Raw genomic sequence first — 11,368 nt, 5'->3', positions numbered from 1 at the left:
CGGGAAAGAACCGCGCCAGCATGCAGGCACGAGGTCCTAGGTTCGGAAGACCCGATAGATCGCCGGGATCACCAGAACCGTCAGCAGGGTCGAGCTGAGCAGGCCGAACAGCAACGAGATCGCCAGGCCCTGGAAGATCGGATCCGTCAGGATCACCGCCGCCCCGATCATTGCCGCCAGTGCGGTCAGGGTGATGGGCTTGAAGCGGATCGCGCCCGCCTCGATCAGGATGTCCAGCTTTGTCTTGCCGGCCGGATCGGCGTGGCGGATGAAGTCGACCAGCAGGATTGAGTTGCGCACGATGATCCCCGCCAGTGCGATGAACCCGATCATCGAGGTGGCCGAGAACGGCGCCCCGAACAGCCAGTGGCCGGCCATGATCCCGAGGAACGTCAGCGGCACCGGTGTCAGGACCACCAGCGGCAGCTTGAAACTGCCGAACTGCGCGACGACCAGGATATAGATGCCCAGCAGCGCCACGCCGAAGGCGGCGCCCATGTCGCGGAAGGTGACCCAGGTCACCTCCCATTCGCCGTCCCACAGGACGACCGGGTGGCTCTCGTCCTGCGGCTGTCCGTTCAGGCGGATCTCGGGCTGGGTGCCCGGGGCCCAGTCCCGGGCCTCCAGCAGATCGCCGACGGCGAGCATTCCGTAGAGCGGCGCCTCGAACGCCCCGGCCAGTTCGCCGGTGACCATCTCGGTCTCGCGACCGTTGTGGCGGAAGACCGGAAAGCTCGCCCTGTCGGCGGTGACGTCGATCACGTCACCCAACTCGACCACGCCGCGGGCGCCGGGCAGCACGTTGGCGGGGATCGGCGTCGTCAACGCTGCCTCGTCCAGCCGGTTCGCCCCCTTCTCGCGCTCCAGCGTGATCGGGATCGGCTGGCGGCCGTCGCCGCGGTGCGAATAGCCCACCGTGGTGGTGCCGGTCAGCGTCGCCAGCGTGTCGAACACGTCGCCTTCCTGTACCTGGAAGAAATCCAGGTCCTGCGTATCAATCGTCGCCCGCAGGCGTGGGGGCTGGATGCCGAAACTGTCGTCCACGTCGACGATGAACGGGACCTCGTCGAAGGCGCGGCGGACCTCGGCCGCGACGGCGCGGCGAGTGTCGGCGTCGGGCCCGTAGACCTCCGCGAGCAGGGTCGAGATGACCGGCGGGCCGGGCGGCGGCTCGACCACCTTCAGCACCGTACCCTCAGGCAGATCGAGCGTGTCGAGCCGCCGGCGCAGGTCCAGTGCGACCTCGTGGCTTTCACGGTCGCGCTCGGCCTTGGCGGTCAGGTTCAGCTGCACGTCGCCCAGCTGCGGCTCGGCGCGCAGGTAGTAGTGGCGCACCAGGCCGTTAAAGTTGAAGGGGGCGGCCGTGCCGGCATGGGTCTGCACGGTCAGCACCTCGGGCAGCGCCATTGCCACCGCCGCCACGTCCTGGGCCACGCGGTCGGTCGCCTCGACGCTGGCACCCTCGGGCAGGTCGATCACCACCGCGAGCTCGGACTTGTTGTCGAAGGGCAGGAGCTTGACGGTCACGTCACGGGTATAAAGCAGCGCCAGCGAGCCGAAGCTGAGGACGATGGCCGCGACCAGGAACAGCCCCGCACCCCCCTTGGTCCGCAGGATCGGGCGGGCGACGGCGGCATAGAGGCGACCCAGCGTCCCGCCCTGTGCGCCCTCGTGGCCGTGGGAGGGCGCGCGGCCAGCGATCCGCGCCATCAGCCAGGGGGTGACCATGACCGCGACGAAGAACGACAGGATCATCGCCGCCGAGGCGTTCGCGGGGATCGGGCTCATGTAGGGTCCCATCAGCCCGGACACGAAGAGCATCGGCAGCAGGGCCGCGACGACCGTCAACGTGGCGACGATGGTGGGGTTGCCGACCTCGGCCACCGCATCGATGGCCGCGGTGATGCGGTTGCGGCCGTCGTGCATCGCCCAGTGGCGGGCGATGTTCTCGATCACCACGATGGCGTCGTCGACCAGGATACCGATGGAAAAGATCAGCGCGAACAGGCTGACCCGGTTCAGCGTGTAGCCCATGATCCAGCTGGCAAACAGCGTCATCAGGATCGTCACCGGGATGACGATGGCGACGACGATCGCCTCGCGCCAGCCGATCGCGAGCCAGACCAGCGCGATGATCGACAATGTGGCAAGGCCCAGGTGGAACAGCAGTTCGTTGGCCTTCTCGTTCGCCGTCTCGCCATAGTCCCGGGTGACGGTGACCTCGATCTCGTTCGGGATCAGCGTGCCCTTCAGCCGCGCAACGTCGTGCAGGATCGCCTCGGCCACGGTGACGGCGTTGGCCCCGGCGCGCTTTGCGACGGCCAGCGTCACCGCAGGGGTGCGGGTCAGTGTGCCGTCCTCCGCCCGGGCGACATGGGCGACGTGGTGGTCGGAGGCGTCCGGAACGTACGCGACATCGGCCACGTCAGCGACATAGACGGCGCGGCCGTCCCGCGCGGTCAGGAGCAGGCCGGCGATCTCGGCCGGCGCGGTCAGCGTTTCCCCGGCGACCAGTCCCACGGTTCCTTCGCCTTGCCGCACCATGCCCGTCGCGAACGCGCGGTTCGCCTGCGCGACCTTGCCGGCAAGCTGCTGCAAGGTGATGCCATAGAGCGCCAACCGCTCCGGGTCCGGCGCGATGCGGATCGTCTCGGACGCCTCGCCGACGAGATAGGTCAGGCCCACATCCGGGGTCTTGGTGATCTCGGTGCGCAATTCGCGGGCGACGCGGGTCAGGTCGGCGGCGGTCAGCGCGGCGCCTGGCCGCGCGGACAGCGTCAGCGCCACGATCGCCACGTCGTCGATGCCGCGGCCGACGACCAGCGGCTCGGGGATGCCGACGGGAATACGGTCGGCATTTGCGCGCAGCTTGTCATGCACCCGCAGCACGGCCGCGTCCGAGGACGTGCCCACGACGAAACGCGCGGTCACCATCGTCGCGTCGTCGCGGGTCTGGGAATAGACATGCTCGACATCGGCGATCGATTGCACGATCGCCTCAAGCGGTTCGGTGACCAGTTTCACCGCATCCTCGGCCTTCAGTCCCGGCGCCTGCACATGGATGTCGACCAGTGGCACGCTGATCTGCGGCTCCTCCTCGCGCGGCAGCGACACAAGGGCGAGCAGGCCTGCGGCCAGCGCCGCAAGGATGATCAGCGGCGTCAGGGGTGAGGTGATGAAGGCCCGCGTCAGCCGTCCGGCGATCCCCAAGCCGTGGCCGGGTTCCCCCTGTGCTTGCCGATCACTCATGGGGGGGCGCCGACACGACGGAGGGTTCGGGCGCAGGGGCCTGGGCGAAGTCGGGATAGACGAGGTCTCCCTCGCGCAGGCCGGAGACGACCTCGACCAGATCGCCCCCGGCGCCCGGGATGCTTTCGCCCCGCAACACCAGCCTGCGGACCGGGCCGTCATCGGTGGCGACAGTCACCATGTCCAGCCCCGAGACATTCATCACCGCCGCTTCCGGCACGGCGAGCACGCGGCGCTCGCCCACCGGCACGCGGACCAGCATCCGCGCGTCCACGAAGCGCGCGTCCAGATCCGGCACCTCGACATCGGCGACCACGCGGCCGTTCTCGATCTGCGGGTAGATCTTGGCCAGCCGCCCCTCGGCCTCGCCGTCCGCGGTCTCCAGCCGGATGGCGGCACCGGGCGTCAGCGCCCCGGCGTGCCGTTCCGGCACCGCGAGGCGCAGGAAGAACCCGCCGCCGCCGATGGTTGCCACCGGCTCGCCCGGCATCACGATGGCGCCCACGGCCTGGGGCACGGTCACGACCGTTCCGTCGACGGGCGAAAGCACCGCGCCTTCGTCGCGCTGCTGTTCGATCAGTCTGATCTGGGCCTCCTGGGCGGCGATCTGGTCCTGCAACACCTGCACCTGCGTCGCCAGCGCATCGCGCTGCTGACGCGTGGCGACGCCCCGTTCGACAAGCGCGGCATTGCGTTCCTGTTCGGTCTGGGCGTTCGCCAGCTGGCTGGCCAGCGCGGCGCGCTGCGACTGTGCCGCGGCGATCTGAATGTCGATCTTGTCATCGACGATCTGGGCGATTTCCTGGCCGACCGTGACGCGGTCACCTTCCTGCACGGTCAGTTCGGTCAGCGTGCCGCCGATCCGCGCCCGGGCGGGCAGCGACACGCGCGGCTCGACGCGGCCATACACTGCTTTCCAATCGGTCACCGATCGGGCTTCGACCGCCTGCTGCGCCGTGCTTGCCGCGGGAGGCAGAGCGATCGCGGCAATCAGCAAACCGATGCGTCCCTGATTGCACGCCCTCACGAGGAGGCTCTTCCACATCTCGCCCATTCAGCAACCCCATAGAACCTGCTGGCCATGCGCACCGACCCGGCCTTTCGACCACGGGTCACACAGCCCACGCAATCACAGATAGCCGCCTCCGCGGCCGCTGTCTTGGACAGGTTCGCCGCGGCGGCGCGTCCGCTCAAGGGACTTGCGGTATTTTCTGAATATCAGCGCACCCATATCGCCGTGCGGCAACATGTCGGGTGCCGGTCGAGTCGCGCGTTTTCTACCTCAGCACACGCGCAACCGTTGGGTGCCGGTGGGCATGGCGGTTGACGGCATGTCTCCGCCAGAACAGAAGTGCCGCCGCACCTGCGGCCGATCCGCGGGGCCGTCATCACGCTCGACGCCCGACGGACACGGGACCGGCACACAGGCCGTGCACGCGGCGGTCTGCCGTTAGCCCGGCAAAAAGCGCCGTGGCGAACTGTGTGGAACGCACCTAATCTCGGGCCATGAAGAAACTTCACGCCCTGTGGCGGGGCGAGCTTCCTCTCGCGGATGCGTTCTGGACGTGGGCCATCCTCGGCGGTCTGTTGGTCAACGTCACGACCACCGCCCTGTTCCTGGCGATGATCACGCTCGATAGGCCGTGGGCAGCGCTCGTGCTCGGCTATGTCTGCTCCATACCCTACAGTGTGGCGGCGGTCGTCGGGGTGTGGCGGTCAGCGTCACGTCATCAGGGGTCAGACAGCCATGCGGATCTTGCGCGGGCCGCAACTCTCCTCCTGATGGCCGTCCTCAGCCTGACCTGAACGCAACGGCTCGGAACGCGCCCGCAGCGCCTCGCCCTCTCGGCGGTGCGCTGGCGCCGGGCACCGCCACATCGTCAGGTTTTCCGCGTCAGTCGCGCCAGTAGTCGTTTGCGGCCGCCACGGTCCCGAACCAGTGGGCCGCTACCCCCGAGACGTCGATGAGACTGTTGGCGTCAGCCGCATAGACCGGCCGCAGTTCCTTGAGCATCGCGGTGTCCGACTGCGTGGTCTTGACCGCCCGCCGGGCCAGGGTGATGGCCAACTCGAAGCCCTGCTGCGGGGTTTCGGTCTGCAGTGTTTCCAGCCAGACCTCCTGTGTCGCCGTCTCGGCGGCCTGGCCGGTAGGCGCGGCCATTCCGGTATCGGCCATCCCGGCGTCGGGCATCTCGCCCGCGGTCTGCGCAAAGCCGGCAGCCGGCATCACGATCAGTGCCAGTGCAAGGATTGAGTTGCGTCGGAACATGACGTTTCCTTCCATGTCGAAGATTGCCTCAGGGTTCGATCGAATGCGATGCGCAGAAAAATCTTCCGTTGTCAGATCCGCCGATCTTCGCTGGGGTTGATTGCGACGTGACCACTCAGGGGCGACTGGCGCCGCCGAGGTCAGTGCCGGGCAGGTCGGTGAGCGAGTCATGCAGCAGTTGCAGGACGTACGGTGCGTTGTGGGCATAGGCGCCCGGATCCTTGGCCGCGAACTGATAGTTGTATGCCGCCCGCAACAGCCGCGGCGTCCAGGACGCGTATTTGTTCGGCACCTTCGCCTCGTCCTCTTCGGCCGTGCCGTTGCCGTTCAGGTCGATGAAGAAATACGGGTAGGCGTGGGCGTCATAGACGATCGGCGTACCGGCTATGTCGCGTCCGTAGGCCTGGATCGCGGCCAGAAGGCGCTGGTGCAGATGCTCGATCTCAGCGGCGATCCCCTCGGTGACGTCGCCGTCGCCGTCATGATCGGCCTTGCTCTTGCGGATCAGCGCGAGTGACTCGCGCCCGCTCACGCCCTCGTGGCAGGCGGCACATGGCGTCACCTTTGGCGCCACCGTGTGCAACTCGTGACACGAGATGCAGGTGTTGAAGGGGGCGGGGTGACGGCGCTGCGAGGTATAGGACTTGCTTGCGTATTCATAGCCGCCCCCGGCCAGCGTTCCCATCAGCGTCGCGCCGGCCGCGCGATAGTGGATGTTGATGAATTCGAGTTCCGGACCAACGGTATCGTCGCCGATCCCGATTGTGGCGTCGTCGACGTCGAAGGTCGAGCTGCGTCCCTGGTGGCAGGTCATGCAGCGGGCCTCGGAGCCCAAGCCCTCCACCCTCAGGCCCGACGGAAATGTCACCGCGGTGATCGCGCGGGCGGTTTCGCTGTGGCAGGCGGCGCAGGTGATCAGCGTACCGGTCGGGGCCTTTCTGTCCACGACCCCGGCCGTGCTGCCGTCAGCGCCGATATAGTCCACGAATCCGGGCGTGGAGTGGCACCGCGCACAGTCCTCCGGAATCTCACCCTCTTCGTACCAGTTGGTGAAGGCCCGCGCATCCGCCTTGGCGTGCGGCGACTGCGCCCAGTCGTGATAGAAGGGGATCTGCCCCGCCGGGATCATCTCGCCCGGTTGCAATGTGCCGTCGCCCTGTCCGGCACCGTCCTGCGCGTGTCCGGGCAGGGCGCCAACGATCAGCAGGCTCGCCAGAGCGATTGTCGTGGCTCGCAGGATGCGGAAACGTGCGCGCATGGCTTTCCTCCGCTGCATCGACGAAAACACCCGCGCCAGACTTTCGCGCAGTTCCCCGATGCTGCGCCCGATGGATGATTCCCGCAAGTGTTGGAAATCGTTGTTCTTGCGCGGGCGACAAACTGCCGCGGCGGCATGCCTCAGTCGAGCGGCTGCCAGTCCGGGTGCTGGAAGTGGTCGCCATAGGCATTGACGGCCTGCACGATCCTGACGGCGCCTTCCTCGGTCTCGCCGGCTTCAAGGAGCCCGGTGCCGTCGGTGATCTGGGCGAGTACCAGGTGGAACTGTTCGTCGACCTCGGGGGCGAGCACGCAGTTCTCGATCATGAAATCGACCTGAGATCCGACGGTTTCGGTGATCTCTCTGGCAGTGTCGTCGGACAGCGTGCCGGTGTGAATCGCGTCGAGATTTGTGGCCATAGTGTCCCGAATCGCCGTCATGCCCGCGATCATGTTCTGGTCACCTTGCCACTTGGCGCCGTCATTCAGCACCAACGCGGCCACCGCGGCGTCGTGCCCCTCGTGACTCTGTGCCGCAGCGATTTCGGGGCTCATGCCGGATCCCATGGCCAAGGTCAGGGCGAGGACGGCAAGGGGTCTGAGGGTCTGCATGGTGATCTCCTTTGGTCGGGATGAGTTGATTTCTGGCCGGGTGACCGCCGGTGGTCGCAGCCTGACCGGCTGGACCGGGCAAGTCGACGGCGCGAAGCGCAGCCGAACGGCCTCGGTCTGTCGACAGGACAAAGCAGCAGCGCGATTGCTGCGGAAGGTCCTAGAGTACCGCCCGAGCGGCTGGGCAGAAGCGGGTTGTCTCCGTGTCGAGGCGGCCTGCAGCTGACCCGGACTCTCTGCATGGCTTCCTCCCTTGTCTCGCGTTCCGGTCTGAACACAGCGCGCGAGGAGTTGATCAAACGATGATGTGCGTAGCTGACAACAACCTGAAGCAGCGGCGCCAGCATCGTCAGCGCGGCGTCAGCCATCGTGTCGGACATGCGGGCGGCCGCCGTCCCGCATCCGGCCGATCCGCACGACGGCGCGAAGAAGCCCCCGTGCTACCCCGCGGCTCGGCACCGGACGGTCAGGGGTGCAACGGAGCAAGCTGAAGCCTTGGGCAGACTCACCATCGAGTGACGCATCCCCCCGTCAACGTCAGGCAATCGTCAGCTTCGCAGCCTAAGGATCAGAGAGACACCCCTTGCGTGCTCAACTCGTGCGTGAGCGGTGCCGTAGAGAGGGAGGGTTATCATGCGATCCATTCTGCTTGCAGCCACCGCGCTCGCCGTTTCGGTGCTTGGGACCGCCGGGTTCGCCAGAGATATCGCCGGCACGCCCGACGTCGATCTGTTGCGCGGCACGCCCGATGCCGACCACATCACCGGGCTTGGCGGCCATGACGATCTCATGGGCTTCGGGGGCGACGATGTAATGGAGGGCGGCGACGGCAGCGACGAACTCTTTGGCGGCGCGGGCAACGACACGCTGCAGGGGGGCGGGGGCGACGATTATCTGGACGGACGCAGCGGCGACGACTCGTTGACCGGCGGACCCGGCCGGGACATCTTCGCCTTCTATGCGCGGGATGCCAACAGGCCGCTGGACAACGGCAGCGACACCATCACGGATTTCGCGCCCGGCGAGGATGCCATCCTGCTGGTCGGGCTCGGCGTCGACGACATCGAGATGCGGACCGAGGGCGCCGACATGGTGATCGCGGCGCCGGGGCTGGTCCTGGTCACGCTGCGCGGCGTCGCCGAGCTGAGGCCGAACGATCTGATCTTCAGGTGAGGCCGAAAGCCCGTTGTGCCGACGGGTTTTTGGTTCCGCCCGATATGGGAGAGGGTTGGTGGCGCGTCTGGTTCGGCAAGCGTCAAACATCCGACTCATGCCGCGAGCCCGTTATCCGGACATGCGTGTTTCAGTCGGGCTCATACCCCCGGCCAGCTGGCCCCGATCGCGATCCGCTGACGCAACTGCTGCGTTGATTGCATCGAGGAGCGCCGCCGTCGCGGTCTGGTGGATCATGTGGCCGGCTCCTGGAATGCGATGATAGCTGCTGTGCGGGATCTCCGCGTGAAGCCTTGCAGACTGGGCCTCCGGTTCGATCAGCCGATCGTCGGTACCGGCGATGATTGCGACAGGCATCTTGAGATCCGCGTAGCTGCCGCGAGCCTTCATGGCATCGGGGATCATCAGCGCGGACTCCGCCGCGCTGGCCCTGATCTGCGACGGGCGAAGGGCCATCGCCCGGGGAAATCCGGCGAACTTGTGCGGTACAGGTTCCGGTCCGAAGACCTTCCTCAACACCAGCGGCCAGGTGAGCCGAACCAGGATCGGTGAGATCGCGTAGCGCATGATGTCACCGACCAGGGGTACGGCAGGACCCGACAGGGCCAGGGCATCAGCGCGGCTGGTCGGGTAATAATAGCCGGACGCCAGGACCAGGCCGGCCACGACGTCGGGATACTTCAGGGCAAGTGCCACGGCGACGGAGCATCCCCAGGAATGGCCCAGAACCGCGGCACGTTCGACCCCCAGTTGCGTCAGCACGGCATGGACGAGATCCGCCTGCGCCTCGGCTGTCCAGACGGTACGTCTCGGACGGCTGCTGTGCCCGTAACCCGGTCGGTCGATGGCGATGACCCGGTACTGCCTGGCGGCCAGGTCGATCAGGCCGCTCGCCTCGAAGTCCTGGATCATGCTGCCATTGCCGTGCAGCAGCACCAGCGGGAGGCCTTCTCCGCGTTCGACGTAGTGAATCCGGGCACCCTGGACATGCACGAAGCTGCCGGCGGGCGGGTTGTCGCGCTCGGCGCGCCGCGCCAGCCGGTGGTTCACGACGGCCGACGACGCCAAGGCTGCAACTGCAACTCCGAGAGCGGCTCGTGTGGAAGGGACCCGCCGCTTCGAGCCGTTGCGCAGAGGTTCTTGTGCAGGGCGAGCAGGAACCCCGTCCATCGGAGCTGTCATCTGGTCAGCCTCGACGTACTCGCCGGTGGGCACCGCTTCCTTGTTCCGGCGTGCGCCTTCGTGGCGGAGTCCCTGGCCCGGTGCGGCGGCAGGTTTGGCGTGGTCATCGTGGGTGGCTCCATCAGTGCGTCATCCGTTGGATGCAGGGCCGCGCGGACGGCTGCTGCCGTCCAGTCGGATCCGAGACATATAAGCGCATCGAACGACAGAAAGGGATTATCAAAACATCCGACGGCCCGTACCTATAGCGGGTCACCACGAAGCTCCTAGATCTTGCGGAGCGCCGCGCGCGTGCGCCCGTCACCCCCGGGCAGGCGATGGCCATGCTGGAGCGGCTGCGCGGCCGAGCGCTGCTACGGGGTGTTCGCGGCGCGCCTCCGGTGGACCGCACCGCACTGGCCGCGCTGATCTCGTCGGTGTCAAAATTCGCTGCCGCAAACGCTAGCCGGATCGCGTCGCTCGACCTCAACCCGGTCTTGGCCGGGCCGGAGGCTGCAGTGGCGGTGGATTGGCTTCTGGTGCCGCGGCCTCCGACTGACGTCGTCAAGGAAGGCGCGCCGACGTGATCCGAAGGGGGCAGAAACCGCCGTTGCCGGAACACTCCTCAGGGCGGGCTGCGCCTGCCCTCGTTCTGGTCAGGGCGCGACCGTGGCGCCTGCGGCGTCGCGCTCAGGGGAAGCCCCCCTTGGGAAAGCAGCCCAGGATCGGCGGTGACGGCCCGCAATTCGCTTTCCAACAGGTCGCAGAAGCGTCGTCTGGGCGAAGCAGGATCGAACATCAGCCCGAGCCGCCGGATTGTGGGCGGGTCTCCAAGGATTTCGACCCGAAACCGCGAAGTTCGCAGGCCCGGGTACTCGGGCACGACCGAAGCGCCAAGTCCTGCAGCGACGAGAGCCAACACGCCGTCCTGGGTATCCACCTCCATGGACGACTGCACCCGGATGCCGTTAGCCAGCAGGGCGCGCTCGACCAGCTCCCCAACTCGGGCATGCCGGGAAAACCGCACGTAAGGGTTGCGGCGCAGGATGTCGCGAAAGTTGTCGCCCGCCGCCCCCGCGTGCGCTAGCACGACCAGCCGCTGCTCGCTGATCGTCCGAAATACATAGCCGGGGGTGAGTTCCGCCGCTGCTGTCGTCAACGCGACGTCGATCGAACCGGCGCGCAGCGCGGCGTCCAGATCGTGTGCAAGCCCGGTGGTGAGGCGCATCTCGAGATTTGGATGCGCCTCCTGCAGCCTGCGCAGTGCCGCGGGCAGAATCGACGATACAGCTGTGTGCACCGCGCCGATCCGCAGCTTCCCGGAGTTGCTGTCGCGTCGCAGGCTGTCCGAGAGGTCTTCCCAGATCGCGATGACCTCGCGGGCGCGCTGAACGAAGTCCAGTCCCTCTGGCGTGACGACCGGAGGGCGGCGGCTTCGATCGAAGAGGCGCAAGGAAACGTCGGATTCGAGACCGCGCATCTGGACGCTGACCGCCGAGGCGGACAGCTGCAGTGCTTTGGCTGCCGTGGCGAAACTTCCGTGATCGACGACGGCGATGAACGTATAAAGCGATTTCACATCCATGGTCGCCCGCTTCGTTCGCCGCCCGACCGGTAGCCAGACAAGGTCAATCGACTCAAGGCAGG

9 protein-coding genes and 1 pseudogene are annotated in these 11,368 nt (G+C 67.1%); 3 read left to right on the top strand and 7 right to left on the bottom strand.

Features of this window, described 5'->3' with window-relative positions; genetic code table 11:
* Window positions 1-36: 36 nt before the first annotated feature.
* Window positions 37-3,249, bottom strand: a complete 3,213-nt coding sequence (locus tag Q0938_RS02535) for an efflux RND transporter permease subunit (RefSeq protein WP_299358823.1) — start codon at window positions 3,247-3,249, stop codon at window positions 37-39.
* Entirely contained in the window at window positions 3,242-4,294 is a 1,053-nt protein-coding gene (locus tag Q0938_RS02530) for an efflux RND transporter periplasmic adaptor subunit (RefSeq protein WP_299359583.1), read from the bottom strand. Before Q0938_RS02530 ends, Q0938_RS02535 begins: the two co-directional genes overlap by 8 nt.
* 461 nt (window positions 4,295-4,755) lie before the next feature.
* Here Q0938_RS02530 and Q0938_RS02525 point away from each other — a divergent pair, with 461 nt between their 5' ends.
* A complete protein-coding gene (locus Q0938_RS02525; RefSeq protein ID WP_299358821.1) occupies window positions 4,756-5,055 on the top strand; it encodes a hypothetical protein in 300 nt (99 codons plus the stop codon).
* 88 nt (window positions 5,056-5,143) lie between these two features.
* On the opposite strand, the gene Q0938_RS02520 is transcribed toward Q0938_RS02525, so the two are convergent.
* From Q0938_RS02520 to Q0938_RS02510, 3 genes are all read right to left on the bottom strand, one after another.
* Entirely contained in the window at window positions 5,144-5,518 is a 375-nt protein-coding gene (locus Q0938_RS02520; protein ID WP_299358819.1) for a hexameric tyrosine-coordinated heme protein, read from the bottom strand.
* 115 nt (window positions 5,519-5,633) lie between these two features.
* Window positions 5,634-6,776, bottom strand: a complete 1,143-nt coding sequence (locus tag Q0938_RS02515) for a cytochrome c3 family protein (protein ID WP_299358817.1) — start codon at window positions 6,774-6,776, stop codon at window positions 5,634-5,636.
* Window positions 6,777-6,916: 140 nt separating this feature from the next.
* Window positions 6,917-7,387, bottom strand: a complete 471-nt coding sequence (locus tag Q0938_RS02510; RefSeq protein ID WP_299358815.1) for a hypothetical protein — start codon at window positions 7,385-7,387, stop codon at window positions 6,917-6,919.
* 633 nt (window positions 7,388-8,020) lie between these two features.
* On the opposite strand from Q0938_RS02510, the gene Q0938_RS02505 reads away from it, so the two are divergent.
* Entirely contained in the window at window positions 8,021-8,560 is a 540-nt protein-coding gene (locus Q0938_RS02505) for a hypothetical protein (RefSeq protein WP_299358813.1), read from the top strand.
* A gap of 111 nt (window positions 8,561-8,671) precedes the next feature.
* Here Q0938_RS02505 and Q0938_RS02500 read toward each other — a convergent pair whose 3' ends face one another.
* Window positions 8,672-9,628: an alpha/beta hydrolase gene (locus Q0938_RS02500; RefSeq protein WP_299358811.1), complete on the bottom strand. Its 957-nt coding sequence runs from the start codon at window positions 9,626-9,628 to the stop codon at window positions 8,672-8,674.
* A 416-nt stretch (window positions 9,629-10,044) separates the two neighbouring features.
* On the opposite strand from Q0938_RS02500, the pseudogene Q0938_RS02495 reads away from it, so the two are divergent.
* Window positions 10,045-10,308: pseudogene (locus tag Q0938_RS02495) on the top strand (acetate--CoA ligase family protein); the annotation flags it as partial.
* 38 nt (window positions 10,309-10,346) lie between these two features.
* On the opposite strand, the gene Q0938_RS02490 reads toward Q0938_RS02495, so the two are convergent.
* Window positions 10,347-11,306 (bottom strand): LysR substrate-binding domain-containing protein, encoded by a 960-nt coding sequence (locus Q0938_RS02490; protein WP_299358809.1) that lies wholly within the window; start codon window positions 11,304-11,306, stop codon window positions 10,347-10,349.
* Window positions 11,307-11,368 lie beyond the last annotated feature (62 nt).

The sequence above is a fragment of the uncultured Paracoccus sp. genome (assembly GCF_947496875.1).
Taxonomy (GTDB): domain Bacteria; phylum Pseudomonadota; class Alphaproteobacteria; order Rhodobacterales; family Rhodobacteraceae; genus Paracoccus.
Note: the sequence above shows the minus strand (reverse complement) of the source record. Positions and strands in the feature narration are given on the sequence as shown.